At 63.9% G+C, this 22,304-nt stretch carries 19 protein-coding genes; 5 read left to right on the plus strand and 14 right to left on the minus strand.

All coding sequences use genetic code 11. From position 1 onward, the window contains the following. Positions 1-443 precede the first annotated feature (443 nt). From E4623_RS03530 to E4623_RS03550, 4 genes are all read right to left on the minus strand, one after another. On the minus strand, positions 444-2,300 hold the full coding sequence (locus E4623_RS03530) for a helix-turn-helix domain-containing protein (RefSeq protein ID WP_134765097.1): 1,857 nt from the start codon (positions 2,298-2,300) through the stop codon (positions 444-446). 2,136 nt (positions 2,301-4,436) lie between these two features. Then, positions 4,437-5,273, minus strand: a complete 837-nt coding sequence (locus tag E4623_RS03540) for a hypothetical protein (protein WP_134765098.1) — start codon at positions 5,271-5,273, stop codon at positions 4,437-4,439. An 837-nt stretch (positions 5,274-6,110) separates the two neighbouring features. Then, positions 6,111-6,404: a helix-turn-helix domain-containing protein gene (locus tag E4623_RS03545; protein WP_167736452.1), complete on the minus strand. Its 294-nt coding sequence runs from the start codon at positions 6,402-6,404 to the stop codon at positions 6,111-6,113. Positions 6,405-6,878: 474 nt separating this feature from the next. Next, complete coding sequence (locus E4623_RS03550) at positions 6,879-7,742, minus strand: tyrosine-type recombinase/integrase (RefSeq protein WP_245154822.1); 864 nt, start codon at positions 7,740-7,742, stop codon at positions 6,879-6,881. 157 nt (positions 7,743-7,899) lie between these two features. Between E4623_RS03550 and E4623_RS03555 the strand changes: the two genes are divergently transcribed. After that, the gene (locus tag E4623_RS03555; RefSeq protein WP_134765100.1) at positions 7,900-8,487 is read left to right on the plus strand and encodes a hypothetical protein; all 588 of its coding nucleotides are present in this window, start codon (positions 7,900-7,902) and stop codon (positions 8,485-8,487) included. 1,074 nt (positions 8,488-9,561) lie between these two features. Next, the gene (locus E4623_RS03560; protein WP_134765101.1) at positions 9,562-10,275 is read left to right on the plus strand and encodes a hypothetical protein; all 714 of its coding nucleotides are present in this window, start codon (positions 9,562-9,564) and stop codon (positions 10,273-10,275) included. Between the two features lie 730 nt (positions 10,276-11,005). On the opposite strand, the gene E4623_RS03565 is transcribed toward E4623_RS03560, so the two are convergent. Together E4623_RS03565 and E4623_RS03570 are read right to left on the minus strand one after the other, a co-directional pair. Next, positions 11,006-11,506, minus strand: coding sequence for a SigE family RNA polymerase sigma factor (locus E4623_RS03565; protein ID WP_134765102.1), 501 nt, complete (start codon positions 11,504-11,506; stop codon positions 11,006-11,008). A gap of 1,379 nt (positions 11,507-12,885) precedes the next feature. Then, positions 12,886-13,542: a hypothetical protein gene (locus tag E4623_RS03570; RefSeq protein WP_134765103.1), complete on the minus strand. Its 657-nt coding sequence runs from the start codon at positions 13,540-13,542 to the stop codon at positions 12,886-12,888. A gap of 255 nt (positions 13,543-13,797) precedes the next feature. On the opposite strand from E4623_RS03570, the gene E4623_RS03575 reads away from it, so the two are divergent. After that, a complete protein-coding gene (locus E4623_RS03575; RefSeq protein ID WP_167736453.1) occupies positions 13,798-14,409 on the plus strand; it encodes a DUF4145 domain-containing protein in 612 nt (203 codons plus the stop codon). A 100-nt stretch (positions 14,410-14,509) separates the two neighbouring features. Beyond that, complete coding sequence (locus tag E4623_RS03580) at positions 14,510-14,851, plus strand: hypothetical protein (RefSeq protein WP_134765105.1); 342 nt, start codon at positions 14,510-14,512, stop codon at positions 14,849-14,851. 267 nt (positions 14,852-15,118) lie between these two features. Here the strand turns inward: E4623_RS03580 and E4623_RS03585 are convergent, their stop codons facing one another. The 3 genes from E4623_RS03585 to E4623_RS03595 all read right to left on the minus strand — a co-directional run bounded on the left by E4623_RS03585 (position 15,119) and on the right by E4623_RS03595 (position 17,429). Further along, on the minus strand, positions 15,119-15,958 hold the full coding sequence (locus E4623_RS03585; protein WP_134765106.1) for a hypothetical protein: 840 nt from the start codon (positions 15,956-15,958) through the stop codon (positions 15,119-15,121). A 220-nt stretch (positions 15,959-16,178) separates the two neighbouring features. Beyond that, positions 16,179-16,322 carry a hypothetical protein gene (locus E4623_RS03590; RefSeq protein ID WP_209020465.1) on the minus strand — a complete coding sequence of 48 codons (144 nt, stop codon included), beginning with the start codon at positions 16,320-16,322 and terminating at the stop codon, positions 16,179-16,181. Positions 16,323-16,574: 252 nt separating this feature from the next. Next, positions 16,575-17,429 (minus strand): site-specific integrase, encoded by an 855-nt coding sequence (locus E4623_RS03595; protein WP_134765107.1) that lies wholly within the window; start codon positions 17,427-17,429, stop codon positions 16,575-16,577. 1,020 nt (positions 17,430-18,449) lie between these two features. On the opposite strand from E4623_RS03595, the gene E4623_RS03600 reads away from it, so the two are divergent. After that, positions 18,450-18,812, plus strand: a complete 363-nt coding sequence (locus E4623_RS03600; protein WP_134765108.1) for a hypothetical protein — start codon at positions 18,450-18,452, stop codon at positions 18,810-18,812. Positions 18,813-19,082: 270 nt separating this feature from the next. Here E4623_RS03600 and E4623_RS22465 read toward each other — a convergent pair whose 3' ends face one another. From E4623_RS22465 to E4623_RS03620, 5 genes are all read right to left on the minus strand, one after another. Then, a complete protein-coding gene (locus E4623_RS22465; RefSeq protein ID WP_167736454.1) occupies positions 19,083-19,352 on the minus strand; it encodes a hypothetical protein in 270 nt (89 codons plus the stop codon). 453 nt (positions 19,353-19,805) lie between these two features. Next, complete coding sequence (locus E4623_RS03605) at positions 19,806-20,042, minus strand: hypothetical protein (protein ID WP_134765109.1); 237 nt, start codon at positions 20,040-20,042, stop codon at positions 19,806-19,808. Positions 20,043-20,303: 261 nt separating this feature from the next. Continuing rightward, on the minus strand, positions 20,304-20,621 hold the full coding sequence (locus E4623_RS03610) for a hypothetical protein (RefSeq protein ID WP_134765110.1): 318 nt from the start codon (positions 20,619-20,621) through the stop codon (positions 20,304-20,306). Between the two features lie 187 nt (positions 20,622-20,808). Continuing rightward, entirely contained in the window at positions 20,809-21,162 is a 354-nt protein-coding gene (locus E4623_RS03615; protein ID WP_134765111.1) for an Imm8 family immunity protein, read from the minus strand. Continuing rightward, positions 21,159-21,800 carry a hypothetical protein gene (locus E4623_RS03620; RefSeq protein ID WP_134765112.1) on the minus strand — a complete coding sequence of 214 codons (642 nt, stop codon included), beginning with the start codon at positions 21,798-21,800 and terminating at the stop codon, positions 21,159-21,161. The genes E4623_RS03615 and E4623_RS03620 overlap by 4 nt, the downstream gene beginning before the upstream one ends. Positions 21,801-22,304: the final 504 nt, after the last annotated feature.

Here is a 22,304-nt window from a genome sequence, read left to right on the forward strand (position 1 = left end):
CTCTCCTGCCGAATGCCTCAATTGTGGAGCCCAGCGGATATCTCGCTTGGTCGGTTCAAAACGGGGTCAACAACTACCAGGGACTTCTCGACGAGGTCGGCCTCTACACCACCGCCCTGTCCCCCAGCGCGGTCGCCGCCCGACGGTTGCGACTTATCGGTGGAGTTGTGTTGGTCCGTCGAAGATGGGTTCCAGGGATGTCGATTCCGTCGCCGTAAACATGGAATGACTATCGGTCGGACTCCCTGTCGACCGTCCCACGAACGCGAACCTGGCGTGCGGGCGTGCCGGCAGCCTGACGAATGCGCCTGCCGTCGGGCTTAGAGGACTCCGACCACCGCCCCGACTTTCCGGTAAGCCCAGGCTCCTCAACAGCGTGTACGAGGGACCGGCCTTACACGAGGCGTCCGGGTTGGCTGGGGCTCCTCGTGATGGTTCGGATGTCAATACCTTGCCGGCCTCGCGGGTCCGGCCGCGAGTGACTCAACGTCAGAGCGGAGGTACTCGACTCGTCCGTCCGTGATCAACACACGGCTTCTCACACGTGGGGCGACCGAGACCATCACTTCGCGCTGGCTGATCCGCAACAGCGCGGCGGCGTCACTCAACGACAGGTACAAGGCGGCCTCTTGACGTTCGCGAGCACGGGCCTCGGCGACAGCGTCCACTGATGTGCGGTCGAATGACCAACGCTGATCATTGACCTTCTCTGCCTTGAGGTCGCCGCGCGCACGCAAGCGCCTGACGTAGTGCTCCCCGACACCAAGCTCGGCAGCTACGTCTTTCTCGGTGAGTGCGTCGTGGAACCGAGCCCGCCGTTCTCGTTCCTCAACGACGCTCGGCCCTGAAATCATCAGCCGATCGTCGCAGCGGTAGATCCCCGCCTGTCGGCGCCACTGAGAGACTTCGTCATCGGGTGCGTACCGGAGCCGACCACGGCCCACCAGCCACCCGACCTGTACCTCGTGGACACCCAGCTCGCGTGCCGCCTCCGCCATCGTCAAGTGCGGCATCGACCACCACGTGTCTTTAATCTGGAGGTCGCCGACCGATGCGACCAAGTATCGCTGCCAATACTCGGCGATCACCCTGAGCTCTTCGTCGGGCAAGTCGAAATAGTGTTGGATTGTCACCAGTGACCCACCGAACTCTGCCGGGATTGCGTGACCGAGGTACGCGCTCCACAGCTTGCCGCGGATGTTGCCGACGCCGATGACAGTTGACCCCAGTCGCCGCAAATAGTGCCGGTTAACCGAGAACCCCAGCGTCTCCGCATCCAGACCGGTTCTCTTGAGAGCTTGGTCCCAACGGTCCGCCAGGACGGTGTTCCTCGGCTTCTCGATACTCGCGGTCCGAATCAGCCTGCGTGTGCCCCACTCTGCGGCCGGTGCCGAGTCGGCCGGGCATGAACCGTGGAACACGGCAATGTGTTCGTCCAACATTTCGGCGAGCACGGGCGGTAGCGGGATAGTCCGATAGCTCGAGTTAGTCTTCAACTGGCCGTCTGCCTCGTCGGGTCGCCGTGGGTCGCGCTTTCCTTCGTTCTTTTTCAGTCCACCCTGACGGCGGATCGCCAGCATCTGTGTGGCCGGATCCCAGTCTCGCAATTCGAGCCCGAACACTTCGCTCAACCGCAGACAGCCGACGTACATGAGGAGGATCGCAATCCGCAGCCAAGGGTCGAACTGTGCAGCAAACGACTTCACCTCGAGGGGAGTCAATGGCCGTGGTTTGCGGCGCGGTCTCGGCCTCAATGGGTTTGCCTGATGCATCCCTGTGATGCCTTTAGCGACGTTGGACGTGATGACGCCATCCGAGATGGCTTGGTCACAGCCCATCCGGACCAACCGGAGAACCATGTTGACGGTCTTTTTCGATAGCCGTTTGTCGTCGTGGAGATGACGCACGAGACCTCGCACGTCTTCAGCGGTCAAGTCACGAACGTCTGGGTTCTTGAACCATCCACCATGGCAACGCCATCGCGCGGTCATGTGTGCTGGAACACCGTCCGCGTCTAGGTGCCTGTTAGCCATGTGCTCCTTGATCGCGAGGGCAACCATCGAGTCCAGGTCGGTTGGCCCGGATCGATGATTACGTTCGACTTCACTAGGAAGGTGGGACACCACCTCCGATTTCGTAGGGGCGCTGCGGCCCGCCGCCCACGCAGCCGTCACGGCGTGGGAGTACGCGTTGGCTTCTGCGAGGGTCTTGAACGATGTCGCGATCTTTCCGTTCTCGTTCTGCCGCTGCACCCGCCACGTAGCGCCTGTCGGCGTGACGCCCTTCGCCCTGGCGCTCATCGCACACCACCGTCGACGACGTGCCCTAGTGCGGTGCGCCAGTCATGCACCCAACCCGCATCCAGAAGGCCGACCTCACCGCTCGCTGCCAGCGCTTTGCACCGGGCGTGCTGCACCGATGCGCCCCAGAGCACGTTTGCAAACTTGCAAGATCCCCAGTCAGCGGCGCTCGCCGTCAACCACTGCGGAGTACCCGGACACAGACGTGAATAGTGCCTCTGACCTGCACTGATGCCGGTCGTGAAGGTCTTTTCGGGACCTGACACTGCCGCAGGCTGAAGACCCGATTTCTTTCCCTCATAGATGTAGGCGCCTCGCGGAATTCGCCTAAAGCCCCAGGTCAGAGGCCCTTTCACAGTTTGCACTAGTGCATGGTCAGAATTTCTTGCAAGATTTATTGCAAGATTGGTGCGGTTGGCTGTGGAGTCGACGGCGGCGGCCGTCTCGGGATGGAGGGTCGTCGGCCACGTGGGCAGGAGGGTGCGCATCCTTTCGCTATCGGCGTGTTGCCTAACGGACGTACGGGTCCGACGAAGTTTCTCCGAAGTCGCCGGACACGCGATGAGTCGCCCGACTGCCCGACTGCCCGACTGCAGTAGAGGTGGTTGGGTGCGCGTCCGGGCCAATGGGTCAGTTGGGTGTCATGGCGCGGACTGCCGTGAACAAGCAACTTCTGTTGCACCGGGTGTGGCGAATCCCAGGTGGGGGCTGCCAATGGAGCCAAGCCGCCCGTTTAGCGACTGCGTCTTGGGTGGCGATGTCGCCTCGCGGTCCATCTGTCCCCTTGGTTGCATCCATCCCTAGGGCGACCCAGACGGGCATCTGCCTGACGTGGTGCGATGCGCGGCTGCGGCGGCGCCGCGGAGTTGCGGGCACCGCGCGCTGGGTTGCTGGTCGCGGATGGCGAGGTGGGCCTTGCGGGAGGCGGACTTCGACAAGCGCGATCGCTAGTTGGGTTGCGGTGTCGGTTGATAGGTCGCCTGGTTGTGCGGCGACATCACCAGCCCGGGATCCAGGTCGACGTGGACCTCACTCACGCTTTGGGCCGACCCGCGTCACGACCTGTTCCGTCACGGTTTCTAGGATCTCGTCGGTCAGCTCCGCCGACGCGAGCGCCTCGATGCCCTCCGCAGGTTCGTTCGACTCTTCCAGCTGAGATTCCCCGCTGGGTTTGAACTGAACACGCGCTCAGGTTTCGAGCCCGCCCAGACAAGTTGTTCATCTGGGTTGGGCTTCGCCCGCGAGCGCGCATCGCTGGCCTGTCAACGATCCGGAGCCGGCTCTCGTGAGGTCACGCTCACGGGCGCGTCGCACCATGGGCCGAGCGACGGTGTGCCGACAGAGGACCGGGGCTGGCCGTCGATTCGGAGAGCGGTAGCGCGAAGATTCTGCTGATGTAGTGATGACCGGGGCGGCGCGTAGGGACTGGTGGTGGGTGCACGAATCACCATCCGTTTCTGTCTGTCGGGTGCGGGATCTCAACCTCTGACGGCTGGGTTCATCACCGGTGGAGCCACGCATCAGGGTCTACCGAATCGCGCTGCGGGACCGCGATCCCGAGCAGCCAGCCCCCGCTGGTTGCCGGGAGCGTCCGGCGTGACGCGATACATGTGGTTTAAAGGCCACAATCTGTGGGGAGGAATTTAGTCGTCGTGGATGGTTGGGGCGCGGCTTCTCCTGCTTGCACTCTACGTTCGACGATTTCGCCGACAACACGGCCACGATCCCCATTCACCGTTGCTTCGCAAACCTGCTCGCCGACATAATCAGGTGGCCCGAATCGCGGCAGAGACCGTCAGGCACCAGAGCGGTGCCTGCTTCCAGATGGAGGTTGAAATGAGCACACCCCCGGGATTCGCGTGACCCCTCGAGATGACGGGCGGTGGAACATCATCCGGGACAACGCGGACCGTGCCTCGTCGATCCACGACACCCAGTCCTCGGCCGAGCAGTCCGGCCGCGGCACCGCGGAGCGCGAAGGGGCGGAGCCTTCTTCACGGTCGCGACGGGCAGATCCGGGAGCGCGACTGCTACGGGAACAACCCGTTCCCTCACCGCGTCTGAGCTGACGGTGGCATCCGAGCCGGTCCCCGAGGCCCCGGTCTCCCCCGGGGCCGGCTCGGTCCAGGTTCGGGCTCAGGCGAGATCGACCCACTCGAGCAGGTCAGACTCGACCTTCTCCCCAGTGCCGAGGCGAACGGCGGCACGGATCCCGAGCACGGTGAAGCCGGCGGCGCGGGCGGCCTTCACGATGTCGGTGATGGTCTCCATCTTGGTCAGCCATCTCACCGCGTTCCCGTCCTCGAGCCGATACGGCAGGCGTGGGTTCGAGGCACCGAAGTCGTTCCGGCCCATCAACGTGAACCCTGAGCTGTTCTCCAGCTCACCGAGCACGACCCGCAGGTCGATGCCTTCGACGCTGGCCGCGAGCGTGCCGGTGTTCCGAATGTTCGCGATCAGGACCTTTGGCTGATCTTTCATGTGGGGGTTGATGTCCAAGATCGTGGTCATGCCGGCCATGGTGCCCATCGCGCCAACCTCGGTCGGCGACATCACCAGCCCGGGATCCAGCTCGACGTCGACCTCGCGCTTTGGGCCGACCCGCGTCACGACCTGCTCCATCACGGTTTCAAGGATCTCGTCGGTCAGCCCCGCCGACGCGAGCGCCTCGATGCCCTCCGCGGGTTCGTTCGACCTCTTCCAGCCCTGGAGCATCTCGGGCGTAAACTCGTCACGTCGTCGTCCATCGACCAGCTTGTGATGCGGCACGCAGAGCAGAATGAGGTTCTCGAAGGCGCGACGCTCCGCGTCAGTCATCGACTCCTCGTAACGAGCTGACCCCGGGTTCGCGCCGCAGATGTGGGCGATGTCGACCGCGACCATCGGCTCGCCCTCGACGACCTCCATGATCCGGCGCGGACAGTTAGGGAAGTAGCAGGTGCCCCTGGACAGGCGGTACAGCGCTTTCTCCACACCGGACCCGTAAGCCCGTGGTCCTCCAGTCATCCCGGTCACCTCCTTTCCAGCCCGGCGCCCACCAGGCGCTGCCTCCTGAACCGTCCGCAGGCGCAGGCGCGGGCGCCCCAGCCCCGCCCATGCCTTGCCTCGGTACCCCGGCCAGTGACTGTGACCTATTCCGACGGCGTGCGGAGGAACGCGAACTTCGCCTCCAACTTAGGCCGCCCCTCTCGAACCACTCGCGGTAGCGCTTCCCAGCCTCGGCCCGACGCGGACGCGGGCGTGGTGAGGCCTAGGACGGCGAGGATGAGCGCCGTGACAACAAGAGCGGCCCGGCGGGCCGCTTGTCTGTTGAGTGGTCCTGACGGAACCTTACTGGAGTTGAGATGGGCCCCATGATCCGCGTTGCCGCAGTTGACGATCACCCGTTGATCCGCCGAGGCTTCCGGGGCTGGATTGAGGAAGTGCCCGACTTCAGCTTCGCGGGAGGGTTCACCACCGTTGCGGAGTGTCTGAATCAGAATCCGCTCCCGGACGCCGTCGTACTCGAGCACTCACGCCTCGGGCTCGAAGCCGGGCACTTCCTCAATCCAGCCCCGAAAGCCTGGACGCTCAACACCTTCCGGCCCTTAGGGGCCGACTGCTCCGCGAGGGCCACAGCCGCGTCCAGAATTGGCGCGTTCAATGAACCATTCGAACGGCTCCATCGCGTCGTTGCCCTGGCCAGGGGGACGTGGGACCTTCGGCGCCGATCGCGCCAGATATTTCACGCTCCAACGATGGCACACGTGAACCCGAGCAGACGAGGTCGTTCCTGTTCCTGGGTCTGACTGCCCCGCTAACGCCGTGGGGTCACTGTGTGCGGACGAGCATCCGTCTTAGGTCTGCGAGGTGCGCACGTAGTGCCCGGTTTTCGGCAAGGGCGACAGCAAGCTGGGTGTTGGTGTCGCCGACGGTGGTTGTCCCTGGTTGTGGGCCGGAAGTAAGGCCCGCGTCGGCGAGGTCGTCGAATGGGATGCGCCATGTGCCGCCAGGCCCGCCGCCTGCGCCTCGGGTGGCACCGGGAAAGGTCCCCTCCGCGAGACGACGTTTGATGGTGTCACGCGAGACGCTGGTTGCTGCCGCAGCCTCGGTGATGGTGAGCATGGTTTGGTCTGGCATAGCCGGGTCTCTCCTTCGTCACTTGGTCGATATGTCAGTTATAGATGACATGTCGGACAGGTCGAACTGACCAAACGCGCACAGCCGATCCAATAAAGAGCAACGTCAAATGGGGCTTCAACGTCCTCTCGAGGCACACACCTAGGACCAGGGCCGAATCTGTGGAGTACGTCGACGGGCCAGTCACCATGATGGACTTGCGTGTGCGGGGCGATGTGCCGCCTGCTCGGGGCGTAGGCAGCCCGGTCCCTGGTGGGCCTTCTGTCGTTGATGCCGACGCGACGGTATCGGCCTTCTTCCCCTCTGGCTCTACGACGGTGGCTTCATCAACTGCTTGCAGTACGGATGGGTGACGGATGAGATGCCCACCGAACTCCCCCCACCGAGTCAGGTGCGCCCCTTCGTCCGCTAGCGCCGCGCGCCCGACTCTCGGCAGAGTCGGGCGTTGAACTGCCCGGTCTACGTGCCGGAGGCCATGTAGGCGGCCAGGATGTAGTTGGGGTGTCGGTCGAGGTTGTTGCGGGCTCGGTCGTAGCGCATCGTGGTGCGTGGGTCGACGTGGCGGGCGGCGATCTGGACGTCTCGTAGGTCGACACCGGCGTCGAGCATCGTGGTCACGAAGGTGTGGCGGAGCATGTGCGGGTGCATTCGTGGTGTCATGACCCGGCCCTGTTTCGCGAGGGCGTGGAGCCTGCGGGTGGCGCAGTGTCGGTCCATCCGGTGCCCGGTCCGGCTCCGCAGAATGGGACCGCTGTCGCGATTGCCGACGGCACGGTCCAGAGCTCGCGCGACCGCGGGTGGAAGCGGGACAAGGACGACTTTGGCGCCCTTTCCGCAGACTTTGAGCACTCGGTGTCCATGACTCTCGCCCAGGTTCATGATGTCGGCCCCGGTGGCTTCGAAGATCCGCAGGCCGAGCAGTCCGAGCAACGTGACCAGGGCGAAGTCGTTCGGGTTGGCGGAGTCGCGGGCGGTGCTGAGTATCGCCTCGAACTGCAGGTGAGTCAGGCCCACAGTGGGTGACTCCGGTGGCACGTGGGGTAGTCGGACATAGTCGGCTGGTGAGTGTTCGAGCACTCCGTCAACGACGCAGGTGCGGTAGAAGCCGATGACCACCGAGAGTCGCCGTGAGACGGTCGAGGCCTTGTAACGGGCTTGCTCCTGCATCCAGCGGACGAAGAGCTCGATGTGGGGCCGCTGGGCCTGCAGCGGTTGGAGTCCGCGTTCTTGACACCAAAAGATGAAGGCACGCAGATCGGTGGCGGCGTGCTTGCGGGAGAGGTCCTTATAGCGGGCGAGGCAGGCAGCGACCGCGACGTGCAAACGGTCTTCGACGGGTAGCGAGGCGCCAGGGCGAGAACTATGGATTCCATCGCCCAATCGCGTCACCGCAGCTCGGTTAGGTCAAGAGTCTCGACCTGGAAGGACCGACCCTGCCGAGAACCGGGCGTCGCAACTCACGAGTGAGAGGCTTCGTCCCATGGTTGCCGCTGTCCACTTCTACGCCACCGAGGGCGACCAGCAACGCCTGCTCGACTATCTCGGAGAGCCTGAGGACGTGACCCTATTGGCCTGGCCGCTTATGCAGTCGCCCGCTGCGGCGCTCAGCCGGACCGACGCACTGTCGAGTCGTCACGTGACGGTCGCAAACCGTCGTCTCAACGGCCCGGTAGGTATGCGCGAGGACGACGCTGCCATGAACGAAGCGACGCGTGCGGGAGTGTTCAACAGGCTCAACTGGGAACGGCTGAAGCCCAAGCCGCACGAGACATTGACGGACCCGAACAAGTCGCCGGTGCTGTTCTGGACCCCCGCGACGCTTGGACGTGACGGATTGGCATCGGGGTCCATCGGGTCGCAAGCCGACTCCATGAAGGCCGTCTCCGACGACTACGAACGATGGGTCAACCGCGTCACACTTTGGGTCCGCAGTCGCGGAACCAAAGTGTGGGGGCTGGACACGTCGCGAACACGGCCAAACCTAGACGTTCGCCGACCTAACGTCACGACAGTCTTCGCTCTGCCCGAGGCGCTCAAACTTCTGGAGACCGGCACTACGGGACTCTGACGACGCCCGACCATGGCGCGCTGAGTGCGCGGTCGTGCCGAGAGTCGGGCACGCGCAGACGCCAATCCGAACGAGCGGGACCTCGACAACGTTGGTGGTGTCGAGCGTTCAGGTGGTCACTGCGCTCGGGCGGCGTCCTGACCATCACATCCGGTCTGCACCGGCGCCTACCTGTGGCCCGGCGTCCTCGCATGTCGCGCCGACGCCCAGTGCTGCCGGTCACGACCCGCAGCCGCTCGCCCAGGTACACGAAACGACTAGCTCACCACTGCGACATTCGATCTTTCCGGCTCAGGCTTAGCGGACCCAGGGAGACCCGCACCGTCGTAATTTCGCCGCCGTAGACCCATGCCGGAGAGAATCCCGGCTACAGCCTTGAGCGAAACGACAACGGCGACGGTTGTAGCCCGTGAGTAGCGCCTGATGATGGGGGCCGCCTGAGCGACCGCGCTGCAGCTGCCCTATTGAGCGACACATCGACGGGAAAGCAAACAACCATTGTCAACACTTGTCAAGTGTCGGTCTATACAGGACACCTTTCCGCTTTAGGACCCGTGACCTCTGGTCTCCAGAGACATATCCTTCGTGCATGAACATACTAGGAGGCACCGCAACTGCCGGGGTCGCATTCGTAGTGACTCTATTGACGGGTTGCGGGGAGACGACCGTTGCTGATTCGGAGGAGGGTCGGATGGAGCTGTCCCCTGCGAACGCGGCCTTGGACGTCAACGACCCATTCGATGCGTTTGTTCGACAATGCCCGGGCGGGCGGGCGGCTGGCGGCACCGTCGACTTGCCCCCTGTTACTAGTGCGGCGCAATCTCGTCGGTTGGCCGATACGCCAGCGGCTGCGGCGCAGCGCGTCCTACGGGCCGAGGTCTTTTCAAGTCTCTCTCACCTCAATCCAGATCTCTCCCAACTTGCTGATTCGGAAACACTTACTCGCGCCGAGGCTCCTGAGGACACGGTGTCCTTCGAGGTTGTAACGGGCGCCGGCGACGTTGTCGGATTCATCACCGTAGGAGACCTTGGCATGAACTCTTGGGGTCCCACCTACCTCGGGCAGTGTGCAAAGTGAAGCGCTCTATCGTCCTGGCCATTGTTCTCGCGGCCGGGTCGTTGATGATGACGCTCGTCGCGGTTCTGCCTGCGTCAGCACACCCTGACGGCACATTCTATTCAATCGGGCGAAAGTGGCCGCCCAATGCGAACGAGACCTGGTACATCGACAACAACGTCCCTGCGGGCGCATTCCGAGATCGAATCGTCAACGGAGTTTCCGCATGGGACAACGGCGCGGGCGGCGCCGGTCCCAACTTCGTTTACGGCGGCGTTACGACATCCTCCGTCACGGACATCCTCGATTTCTGTGAACGCGGCTACAGTGCGGTCTTTGTCCGCGAGAACCTGGGTTCTGCTCTCGGCGGCGGACCGAACTCTGCGCTTGGATTTACCCCAAGTTGCTACAACGCATCGGTCGGCGGCACCTTCGCGGTCTCCTTCACAATGAACCTGGAGAGAACCGCCGAATTCGGCACTGGAACGGGCTGGTACACCGGCACAGGGAACCCGCCCGAGAACCGATGGGATCTCTGGTCGATCGTCGCGCACGAGACCGGTCACGCAACGGGGTTCATCGGGCACTTCGCGAACGCCACGCTCTGCCCCGGAACTCCGCAACCAGCAACGACCGAGACTATGTGCGGCGGAAATCCGGCGTTGGTCGACACCATAATGCTCCGAACGCTTGAAGCACACGATCTTCATACCTACGCGAACGCTTACTGACCGCGCGGTCGCCGGAACGGAAGACCTGCAGAGGTTTGCCCGTCGAGCTGCTTCTTGTCAAGCGGTACCGGCGGAAGTCACTCGGAGGTGCGCGGGGCGGCGTTCCGTCGCGCACACCTCCGAGTTTCCGCCACCCGAAACATTAACGCTCAAGTCCAACCGGGGTGACGCCTCGGAACGCACCTACGGAGAGCACGCAACAATGTAGGTCGAAACAAACACCCCGTATGGGTCAAGACGGCTGACGGTGATCTGCCCGACGGTCGAGCTGTCCAGGACCACGTCAAACACAGGTGACACCTCGCTATCCCCTTCCGAACGCACGACCTCAGCGCCTGCGAACACGGCCCGGAACGCCGGCGCACGCAGGGTCCGCTCAGCGGCCTCTGCAGGGGTCCTCGCATAAGTAGCAGCCTCGGTCGCCGACTGGGGAGGCATGGACTCTAACGTCCCGCCCGAGGACACCCCCGACTCGCATCCCGCAGTGAAGTCTCGTGGTCCCGCTGAACTTTCCGCACCGTTCGCAAACTCCGGATCTGGACTGGCGCCACCGCTGTCTTGAAGGTGAACGCCTACTCCTACGCCTGCCAAAACCACGGTAGTTACAACGACCGCGCCGCCGTACGCGCGCCGACGTCGTCGAGCAGCCCGGCCCGAATCGACAATGTCTGCGATCGGGGGCGGATCCACTCTTAGACGATCAATGTCGTTCAGAACGTTCGATCGGATGTCATTCACCACTCGGCCCTTCGACTAGATGGTCGCTATCTGAAAGCTGTGACAGCGCGCGAGAAAGACGAGACTTCACTGTTCCCAATGGAATGTTCAGAACATTGGCTGTCTGAGCTTCACTCAGGTTCGCGAAGTAACGAAGCACCACAACCTGTCGGCCCGTCAAACTCAGCTCATCGATGGCCCGACGAACCGAATCACGAAGGGCAACAAGCTGCGTCTCATCATCGACTTTGCGATCAGGAAGTAATTCGGTCGGGACTTCCCCCGACCATCGACGTCGTCTTCCGTCTCGATGACAGTTGATAAGAATGCGATACACATATGCGTCCGGCTCCGCGGCAGCCGCCACCTTCCGCCAAGACTTGTAGCAACGCAACAGCGTGGTCTGAGCCAGATCGTGAGCCTCGTCCAAAGTGCATCCCAGCATGACCCCCGAACGAACCAGCGCTTCCCACCTCGCGCTGACGTAGTCCGCGAAGTCCGCGTCCTGCTCCATTCACCCTCCGGTTGTTCGAGCCCTCACTAGTACGACGGGTTGTCCAGCCACGAAGGTTCCGGATCGTGGCAACCTGTGTTGTTCACCGTCGACCACTGTCGTCCCCCCAACGAGAAGACGTCGTGCCTTGCGATGCAGAAGTGCCGCCCAGCTTCCCCCCGCACGTTAGATCTGCCTTACGGACTGGGGGAGATCCAGTCGGACCAATGGCGGGTCCTGTCAGGCCGACGGTGAGGAAGCACGTGCCAGGCCCGACTCAGGTCAGTTCTACGACGAACGACGCTGACACGGTCCCCGCCGGGATGACGACGGCCTTTGACACGTCGAGACCGCTCGGCCGGCCTGTAAGCAACCGGGACTATGCAACGCCCTCACACCGCCGCCCCGACGGCGCCCTCGCCGACTGCCACCGCAACGACGAGATTGCTCGCGCGTACAGGCACCTTGAACCGAGCATCGTGACCTAGCCGGGGTTGATCCGACCATGTCGGTCCTCTGAGATGCTCGCCCATGCCGCGCACAGTGCGCGCACGTGCCGAGAGTTGGGCGTCGCGCCCTTCGGATGGAAACAGGGGACCTATGGCCCAGCCGTTCATCACGACCAAGCGAGCTGCCCGACTGTCGTTGGTGGGTTGCGTGCTCGCGCAGGTCGTCTTCGTCTTGCTGCCCATGTTCGTTGACGGAGGTCGACGGCTCTGGGCGTGGGGCGGACTGTTGTCACCGGTGTTGGCGACGTTCTCGACAGTCACGGCGGTCCGAGCGCCGGACTAGCCGCCCGGTCATGCAGCCGCCTCCTTGTCCATAGCCGCACCCAGCGTCCTGCCCTAGTTGCTCACTCGACTGACGCAGCGCGGGCCCAATTGCCGCAGCGCTGATCGAGAAGGTCTACCGACCCGCCGCACGTCCTGTTAGTCGGGCGGGTCAGTTCGTCGACGGACTGAACCACACCTGGGCGCGTAGAGAGGCCACGCTCGTACTAGGTATGACGTCGGTGCGAGCGGCACTGATGCGGGGCGCAACGGTCGAGTAATGCACCAGCGCCGTACACGCACACACCGCCGAACATCGACACTGCGCCAGCCTTATGCCAAACGCTGTACATGCCATCAGAGCTGAAGGCTGCATACAGGATGGGGCCGAGGCTCAATGCCACTGTAAAGAAACCCAGCCCCATCAGTCGTCGCGCGCCAGTGGACATGCCGCCAGGGTAGTAGCGGAAGTTGGCCCGTCGTGCTCGATGCGGCAAACCGTCCCCGATGTGCTCACGTCCTCGGGGCGCCTAGAATCGAAGACCCGGCCCGGGCGTCTAGCGACGGGTCCGGGCCGGTCGATGTGGCGTGCTCGATCAGCCGCGCTTTACTCGGAAGGTCGGGCTGACGTCACCGCGGGGTTGGTGTCGCCGAGGACGGTAAAGCGGAACGGGATGCGCGCGCCGGGCTTGCCACAGAACTTTCGGTGTTCCAGCCGGCCTTGGGATTGAGTGCGAAGGCCGCCTGCCCGCGCGAGTTCGTGCGCTTGGTGAACATCTCTTGCCAGCCGCCGCAGAGGTTGGCCTGCATGACGACCTCCTTGCCGGCCCACGCACGGTTGGCGCGTGTCGCGCGGACGTTCCACTTCCACCCGTGGGCGCGGAACTTCTGCTTGGTGTACGTAACCTTGGACGCGCTAGTACCGGGACGCGGCTGGATTGGTCCATCGTGTCGAAGGCGGGCGAAACACGAGTGACCCACGTTGCGCGCCACGAAGCGGAGGACGCGCCCCCACATGTGCCTTCGCACCCATTCGTTGTCGTGGCGACCGTGAACGCGCACCGTGCCAGCGCCCAGGTCCACGATGAGCACGTCGTGACGCCCAACCGGGAAGCCGTCACGGACCAGCGCCATCAACGGTCCGTCTAGCGCTCGCTCCAAGCCTTCGACCGTCGCTACTGCGATGCTGACTTCTTCACCTCTGGCGTCCTCCACTCGGTCAACGATGTAAAACGGGCAACCGTCGCCCAGGTCGATGACAGACCTTCGCAACACGAACTTCGTCATGATCGGCGAATGTGTCTCGCGCAGCCGCGACGACTCCCTGTTGGCAGACGGTTTTTAAGGCCGAGGAGTCGAGCCGTAGGGGTCCGCGCCGGTCCTGCGGCAGCCCTCGCGAGCTTGCGACGTTTCCGCTGGTCATCTTGGATTTCTGCAACCCTCGACGCGACGACCTGCCGAGAGGCCGATGCGGAAGCTTGCCCGGGATGCCGTAGCGCCGACGTAGCGCCGACTGTCGGCGGCCGCGCATATGGTCACCGCATGACCTCGCTCATCTGCCCGCATTGCAAGGGCTACAGCACCTTCTCGGTCGTCTGGGCCGACACAACCACCTATGCCAAGAGCGGCGGGGAGTCGCTGTACGACAGCGCGAGCCGTTGCAACAACCCGGAGTGCAAGAGGGTCATCGGGAGTTGGGTCAAGCCCGATAAGGAACAGATCGTCGACTACTGGCCGAGAAAGGTTGGCGGCAAGGAGTTCCTCGACGTACCCGAGCACATCGCTTCGACGGCCGACGAGGCCCACCTCTGCATGAGCGTCGGCGCTCACCGAGGCGCCATCGCGCTCGCTCGTGCCGTAGTTGAGGCGACGGCGAAGCACCACGGCATCGAGAAGGGCATGCTCGACAAGAAGATTGTCGAAATGGCGAAGCAAGGCGTCATCTCAGACGCAATGAAAGACGCGGCAGATGAGATTCGGTTCGCAGGCAACGAGGTCGCCCACGCTGATCTGGCCGAAGAGCCGATCACTGCTGCCGACGCCGAGGACGTCCTAGAACTCATGGACGCGGTCTTGACTCGCGTCTACCAGGAGCCCGCTCAGGTGGCGCGTGTCCGTGCTCGTCGGCAAGAGCGCAAGGGTGAACAGAGCTGACCTGGCACAGCCGACCTGGGCAGTCGTCATCGGTGTGTTGCAGACCGTACGGTTCGGCCCGTTAGTTGCAGAGGGCAACTAATCGACCAAGGAGGCTCCCATGCCCGCGAAGACCGTTACCCCGACCGCGACCGTCAAAACCCCACGCGTCCGTCACGCCGTCAGCCGCTCGACCGGCGCGACGACCTGGACCCGCAAGGACGGCGACGACTGGCGCACGACCTGCCTCAACCACGGGGCCGAGACGACCGCCTCTGCGCGCGGTGCGGCCTGGAAGAACGGCTCGACCCCGGCCAACTTCTGCGCCAAGTGCAAGGCCATCGTCGCCGGCAAGGCCGACAAGATCACCGGCGACCGGCTCGACCTATCGACCACCCCGGCGAAGAAGGTTGCGGCGAAGAAGCCCGCCGCGAAGCCGACCGCCGCGACGACCGCGAAGTGATCAAGCCTGACGACGCCTGCAAACGCTGGCCCGAGTGCCGGTGCGAGGCGTCCTGCGAGTACTGGTCGGGCGACGGACTGCAACTCGCCGACGACTGATCGTTTCCGACCCGACCCCGGTAGCCGAACCCGCGCCGGGGTCGGATCACACCGGCTGGGCTGCGAGCGTCCGTTTCATGGGCCTGCCGCTGGGCGAGGGGCCGAGGGCTGGGGTCGGGGGACGTCGAGCGGCCCCGACCCCGCATCGGCTGGGTTGCCGCGCTCCCGGTTACTCCGTCGGTTCGCCTCGGAGCGCCGGGTCGGCGAGACGAACGATGAGCGCACCGACGACGTGGACCATGAGCCAGGCGTCGGCGAGCGATGCGTCGGGGTGCTTGTGCGCGTCGGAGTTCTTGTTGCGCTCTGACGCGGCCCACTTGGTCACGAGGATCATCGCCTCGTGCAACTGGGCATCGTGCGACTTGAACAGCCCCTTGACCTTCGCGTCCCCTATCAACGCGCTCAGCACGTCGCCCTCGCACCCAAGGGCGGTCAGTGCCTCCTGCAGCGCCGTCCCTGCGTCAGTGATCGCATCGCCTGGTTCGCCGTTGCTGATCTCCCTGAGCGCATTGAGATAGGCGTCATGGGCCGACTTGAACTGCGGACCGGCCATGAGTCGCAGCGCAGGCTCGATGGCGGCCTGCAGAAGCTCGTCGGACTCGAACGGGATGAGTTCGCCGTCTACGAACTTGTAGGCGATTCGGTGCTCTCGCATCACGTTGTTCACGGCTGTGTCGAAGAGCCCACCCAAGTCCCGATCCGGGAAGGGTGACCCGTGCATGAGTGCAGATGCCGCCGCGAGCGCGTCCAAAATGACTTCATCCGATGATGAGACCAGCGAGTCGGCGCCGAACTGGTGGAACTCCCATCCCCCGTTCAGGCGCAATATCGTGGCCACACGCTCACTGAAGCCCACCGACGCGTAGACATCGACGTCGCGGGCAATCCGCCGCCACACTTCGCCAATGCGCACGAGTGCGCGTCGTTCGAAGGCCGTTGTCCAGAGTGATTCGCCATCAGCCTCCCGTCGGGCGATCTCGTCCTGCCGTCGTCGTTCGGACGGGAGCATCCCCACTGACTCACTGCCTCTCCAAACAGCCAGCGGCGTCCAACCCCCAACCCTGGGGTGACGGCTACTGGGAGCAAACGATTAGATAGAGGAGAGGCCCCACCCGTACCGAAGTGTCGTTACCACGTCGGTCCGTGTGGGGCTTCCTCGTTGACGCCGCAAGCTTCCCCTCGTGCGGACTTACGACGACCTGGTGTTGCTCACGGTCAGGCCTCGATGATCAGAGGCGGGCGCACTCGGTGCACAGGGGCTTGCCGCCCGTGCCGGAACGCCGGTTCTCGGACTCGATGTTGTTGCCGGTGTTGCACGACGTGTTGTCGTGGTGCCGGTCCTGCTTGATCGAGTGCCAGGGGTTGGTCTTCATTGGCGATCTTCCTCCTCCCTCAGCCGTCAGCGCGGCATCTGAACGCAGGAGAACCATCGCGGTCCCCCCAGACCAGCCGAACGTCTGCACCGATTCCATGTGATCAACACGCCTGAAGATGCGCGTGACTTGGAACTACATCAGTGTGATTATGCCCGGCTACAAGTCAGTGTGCATGAGCCAGCGTGTCGCCGCAACCTGCTCGGACGGCAACTTGCCTAGACTTGTCGCGAACTTGAGGTTCGGCGAAACCTACGCCTGGCGTAGTCGGACGTTCGACGGCTCACCCCAAATGGCGGCAGTGGCGTTTCGCTTGTCTCGGTTGGGCGCGGCGTGGGCGTAGCGGTCGAGCGTCATCTTGGTCGAGGCGTGGCCGAGCCGCTTGGAGACCTCGACGATGGTCAGCGCTCCGGGCTTGCCGATCTGCTCGACCAGCCATGAGGCGTGGAAGTGACGTAGGTCGTAGAACCGCACCGTGTCAGGCAGGCCCGTTTCCTCGCGGATCGCTGACCAGTAGCGCATCGTGAACCACGCGTGATTGAGGGGGCTTGGCTCGCCGTTTGCATCGACCCACTCCAACCAATCGCGGTCGCTACCAGTCTGACGCTGTCGCTGACCTCGCTTGAACTCGCCCACCCCAGGGAACAGCGGAAGTCGGTCGCCCGGGTGGTGACGGTCGGGGTGTTCGGTGAACCACCGCGTTGTAAGCTCGTGCTGGTCGCGGAGGTAAACCGTGAGGTGGTCGGCGGTGTAGTCGTCCAGGTCGACGTCGCGGCGGCTCCGCCTCGTCTTCGGGACGTCCTCAAAGGTCCAGGCGCCGTCCTTCGCCTTCACGCGAACCCGGCGCACCGTGAGCGTCGTGTTCTCGTTCGACAGATCGCGCAGTTGCAGCGCGGTCAGTTCCTCCGGCCGCATGCCGGTTGCAGCAGCGAGACGCACGTACATCGCCCACGGCTCAGCGGTCGCGGAGATCAAGGCGCGTACCTGCGCCGGCGCCGGGATCACCCGCTCGGCCTGCTGAGTGTTGAAGTCCTGCTGCTCGGGCATCTCCACCCCCACGGTTGGGTCGCGGAGGATCAGTCCATTGGCGACCGCGAACCGCACCACGCGACGAAACGTGTAGAAGTTGTGGCGCAGGGTGCTCGCGCTGCGCTTGCTCCCGAGGTCGGCGACCCAAGCGATGACGTCACCGTGAGTGATGTCGCCGATGCGACGCGATCCCCACGTCGTGCGGACAGACGACCGCGCGCCGTTGATGATCTGCGCGTGCTGTCGGTGGCCGCTCGCCTTGCCGCTCTTGGTCCGATAACCACCAGACAGTCATCCGACTGAGACTTAAGTACGTGGGGTGTGATCCGGAATGTCGGTCCCGGCCTTCCGCGTACCCGCTGCCGTCCCAGTGAGTGGCGCCTTCGCCCTCAGCCTACCGCGATTCGCCGCGGTCCGACCTCGCAGCAGCAGCAATCGTGGGGCCATCGGACCGCCGTGGGACCGACGCCGGTCCGAGGCGCGGAACGTCGAATGCCGTAGCGCCGGAGTAGCGCCGAACCTGTGCATCCACTGGGGCCTAACGACCGCCCCAGAAGCGTTTCCCCAGGTAGGTCGGTGTTTCTCGTTGTGCCCCCGGTGGGACTCGAACCCACACTTTGTCGCTTCTAAGTGTTGAGAGATCGCGGCTCGCGCTTCGTCTAGCTCGTAGAGGGTCGCGCCGTTGAGTTGCGATCCGCTGAGCAGAGCCATCGGTGTCCTCCTAGTCATGACCGAGGCACGGCCGGCCGGCCTCCGGTCAGGTGCGGTACGCGTACGGGTTCACACAGTGCATCGGCAGGTCTTGACGGTGACCGGATCACCAATAGACCTGCAGGAGGCCGCGGGCCGGCGCGTCTCCTGCCGGGCACGCACTCGGTTAGTGACCACCTCCTGCGCCGACGTTGGGCCCTTGGCAGAACCCAGTACGACGCGAGCCGGCGCGACATGAGGCCCAAGGAAGTACGGGTGCGGCTGCTCCCTGCGGAGTCGACTTGAACCAACATCGCACCCACGGCAACGTCACCTAGTTCGGGCCTTCTGCCGATACCGCGACAACAACACCACGTAACCCACCCCTGCCTTCATTAGGACGCCCCCGTGACCGATCCACACCAAGCAGACCCCCATCTCTCCTACAGCGAGGTCTTCGAAATTCTTCTGCCCCGCCGCGGACAGATCCGGATCGTCATAGCCGACGGCCGACCCAGCATGGAGTTCGTCACCGTTGAAGGCACCACCCAAAGTTTCGTCAGTCTCGAGGACGCCGACGTGCACTGCGGGCACAGCAGAACTCGAGAGACAATCGGTGCCGCCTGGGACGACGGGCACGACGAAGCCACCGCCAAGTACGCCCCCGCACTCCACGCAGTCGAACGCTGGCACAACGACAACCATCCCGGTCCCGCCCGGTTCTGCAACCTGAACCCGTGCGACGACATTCGAGTCGCGACAGACCGCTAACCCAGGGGTGACAAGCCCGAGGCACCGACTCCTCGTACCGGAACCACCCCCGGCCCTGTGCTTCGCCACATGGCGCGCCGAACCGCAGGGCCGGAGGTAGTTCCGGGAAGGAAGCACCGGGTCCCCCGCTCTGCTTCTCGGTTTGACTAGATGGCGCTGGGCGCTGCCGCGCCGCCAGGCGCCCGAAGGCATAGACAGACGGCTCAGTCGCCGCCGAGAGCAGCGGCATCCATCACCGGGGTCCTCGCCTGTCAGTGTCCGACCAACTAGTCAAGCGGTGTTGCTCGACTCCTGCGTGCCGTCGACCACGCCGGATGAAACGTCCGACGTCGACTTGTCCGCGACCTGTGACAGATTCAAGGCATGACCCCATCGGAACGAGCACAACTCCAGCTGCCAACGAACCTCCCCGTCATGGCCGGAGACACCTACCGCGACCACAACGGCGAGCTCCACGCCGTCGCCGCCACCACCCTGGTCATAAATCTCGCGGACGGAACGCAAGAGAGCATCGCCCTCGAGCAACGAGCGGACAAACACTGGTGGATCCCGACCGCGTGACGGCACTGCCGGTGCAGGTCCGGCAGAACTGGCTCAGTGGTCTCACCTGTTCGCTAGTCACCCGGCTAGACGGATGTTGCTCCACCCGTGCTCGACAAGCCTCCGCCGATGCTCGCATCGGCGGAGCGAAGCATCCATGTGGAATCTGAAGAGATCGCGCGGCGGCTTCAACCAGCGGTACCGCGAGGTCGCGCTACCCAAGTCTCGGCCGGAACTGAACTGCTCGGCGAGCACACCCCCCATGGGACCGCATCTAACTTCGAACTCCTGAACCGGACGATGCAATCGCTCGACCTACGAAATCGGACGGGGGCAAACGATCTGCTGACATCTACTGCGGGCTCGTGCCGGCCGCCGAGGGATTCGCAGGCAGCAAGACGAACAGCGCCAGCGCTTGATCACGGGACAAGGCGATTGCGATCTCACCCATCTTCACTCCGGCCGTCGAGTTTCGCGAAGCAGATCGCGAACCCTTGACCTGAGAGCTCGAGCTTCGTCCGGCGACCCGCCGAGCCTTGGGCCGAACTCCCAGTCGTTGACGGCCTGTAGGGCCTCGTTGAGAGCGTTGGCGAGCAACAGCAGCTCTTCTCGAGTCGCGGCGATCACGACCTCGCCCTCAAGAACTTCGTCGTCGCCGACCCATGAGGATTCCGGATGTAGGAGCTTCATTCCAATGCCACCTCAGTCCAGCCCGAGGAAGTAGCCGTAGCCGTCCTCCGGACGGAAGGCAGTACCCCCGTCGACGTTCCTCGGATCTCGGATCTCGGATCACCAAGGTACCGTCCCGCCAGTACCGGTGCGCCCGCGCTCCAGTGGCCGCATCACCCCGTTGGAGACGACGTCCTCGATGTGCTGAGCGAACTGCGATCGCGTCGTGATCCCTGCGAACTCGGCCTTATCGATCACGTGCTTCTGGAACGCGTGGCCGGGTCACAACGACTCGCCCTCCCGGCGGCGATAGATCCACTCCTCGTCTGCTTCGAGTTCGCGCTGTAAGCCGGGCGGGACCTCGACTGCTGCGAATCGGACGTCGATCGGCGGCAGGAAGTCGGCGATTACGTACGACTCGGCTTCAGCTGCGAGCTGGCGCTCCTCGTCTCCCACGGCCTCGTACACCAATCGGGCCTCGATCAGCGGATACAAGGGCCGGACGGCAACAGCCCGCAGTGCGGGCGTAACCAGGTCCCAGAGCGCTCTCTGAAGCGAGAGGAGCACCTCCGTGCGGAAGGTCGCGGGATCGGTCGTCACTGAGGCCTCCCAAGGATGATGTCAACGCTTCCACGGCACGTAACGAGAGATTCCCCTCGAGTCGGAATACTCGTACCGTCGCGAGACAAACGTGCCGATGCCGTCGCCGAGGTCAACGCGCTCCTTGGACCCAGCTTGGCCTCTACGCCATTACGCCCGCCAAGCCTTCAGCGGCCAAGTCGGCTGACTACGGCTGGTAGTCCTCGAACTCCCAATAGCCCAACCGAGCCAGTTGCACGGCCACGTCGCGCCAAGTTGGGCCATGGCATGCCCGGACGCGCCGCTCGACAAACACACGAAGCGTCGACCAGTCGTACCTCTCGACGACCAAGTGGTGACGCCCGTCGTATACGCCGTCGCGCCGAACGCGCTCGGCCAGCCAAGCCAAATTGCAGACGGTGAGCTCGAACGACTCCTCGCCTGGACCGTCGTCCGGGCCAGCAAGAATCTGTAGTCCGAGAGCCCAGGACTCGCTCTCAGGGGCCCAGCCGTCAAGGTCGTCGACGTCGAGGCTCATGATCGAGCGGATTGCTGCCCTCATGGAACCATGCCCGTCACGTCGAGGTGTCCATTACCGACTGGTTTGCCGGCTCTCTCCCCGATCCAATACGAGAAGTTGGCCAGATACTTGCCGAGATCGGGCTTCCATGACGGCGGCCGGAAAGTTCTCAGGCCATCGCGACTAACGAGCGTCTTGCCATCGCTCGCAATCCGATAACCATCACCCACCCACGATTCGCCCGCTCTCGAGGCCTGTGAAGCCGTACCAGAGCCTACACCGAAGATGCCCTTACCCTTGGCCGGCGTCGCGGACGATTCCGCTGAGGATCGGCCAGTCGTCTGCTGTCTTCGCACCGTCGACTGTGTTGTCGGCAGCCCGGCCGCCGTCGGCGATGTCGTCAATGAGGCCGGGGAGTTGCCGGCCTTGCCGATCTTGGCGAAGGGGACCACCATGGCGATCTCGGCGATGCAGCTCCAGCTGAATGTGTCGCATGCGGAGCCGTCGAAGACGAGCGTGCCGGCAGCCACGACGAGTGGTGAGACTTCGGTGCTGTTGCATCGGGTTGTCATGGCACAGGGGTCGTAGCTTGCGGCGTACTCCTGGTCTACGTAGCCCTGCCCGGTGATGTAGACCTTGCCTGCGCTGCCATAGGTGGGAGCGGACTGAGTACTGGTCAAGGACGGTGCTCGTCGTGCCGGTTGGTGCGCTCGATTCTACGATCCGAACCAATCCGATTGGGCCCGATGACGATGTCCGGCATTCGGCTCATAGCGTTGGGCTAGTCAGTCCGTGCCGAGCGGACTACCTACTCGTTATTCCCATCCAGGAATCGCTCCAGTTGCACAACCGGGTCCCACCCCTCGGGACTCGGATGCCGTGGCTCGCTATCCCAAGGCATACCACGCTCGATCCAACGCTGGCGCCAGTGATCGTAGTCATACCCCAGGTCTTCGTCCGTGACACCGAATTCGAATCCGCAGCTCCAGCAGATCTCGTAGGAGCCTCCGCTTCGAGTTCTGGGCGCCTCGGACAATTCGGTATACCCACAAGCGGGGCAGGTGTCGCCTGTTGCCACTGGAACGCTCCCAGTTATCGAAGCCAATAAGTGGACCGGCTTAGAGATATCGCCGCCATCACACCCTTCAGGCGGCCGAACTCAATCTCGACCGGTTAAGCCGAAC

Source organism: Nocardioides sp. 1609, from assembly GCF_004522105.1.
Taxonomy (GTDB): Bacteria; Actinomycetota; Actinomycetes; order Propionibacteriales; family Nocardioidaceae; genus Nocardioides.

Bases quoted from the DNA above. Each gene is read 5' to 3' on its own strand.
- E4623_RS03530 (WP_134765097.1), bottom strand. From the start codon at position 2,300: ATGAGCGCCAGGGCGAAGGGCGTCACGCCGACAGGCGCTACGTGGCGG.
- E4623_RS03545 (WP_167736452.1), bottom strand. From the start codon at position 6,404: ATGCTCACCATCACCGAGGCTGCGGCAGCAACCAGCGTCTCGCGTGAC.
- E4623_RS03555 (WP_134765100.1), top strand. From the start codon at position 7,900: ATGGTTGCCGCTGTCCACTTCTACGCCACCGAGGGCGACCAGCAACGC.
- E4623_RS03565 (WP_134765102.1), bottom strand. From the start codon at position 11,506: ATGGAGCAGGACGCGGACTTCGCGGACTACGTCAGCGCGAGGTGGGAA.
- E4623_RS03570 (WP_134765103.1), bottom strand. From the start codon at position 13,542: ATGACGAAGTTCGTGTTGCGAAGGTCTGTCATCGACCTGGGCGACGGT.
- E4623_RS03575 (WP_167736453.1), top strand. From the start codon at position 13,798: ATGACCTCGCTCATCTGCCCGCATTGCAAGGGCTACAGCACCTTCTCG.
- E4623_RS03580 (WP_134765105.1), top strand. From the start codon at position 14,510: ATGCCCGCGAAGACCGTTACCCCGACCGCGACCGTCAAAACCCCACGC.
- E4623_RS03585 (WP_134765106.1), bottom strand. From the start codon at position 15,958: ATGCTCCCGTCCGAACGACGACGGCAGGACGAGATCGCCCGACGGGAG.
- E4623_RS03590 (WP_209020465.1), bottom strand. From the start codon at position 16,322: ATGAAGACCAACCCCTGGCACTCGATCAAGCAGGACCGGCACCACGAC.
- E4623_RS03605 (WP_134765109.1), bottom strand. From the start codon at position 20,042: ATGAAGCTCCTACATCCGGAATCCTCATGGGTCGGCGACGACGAAGTT.
- E4623_RS03615 (WP_134765111.1), bottom strand. From the start codon at position 21,162: ATGAGGGCAGCAATCCGCTCGATCATGAGCCTCGACGTCGACGACCTT.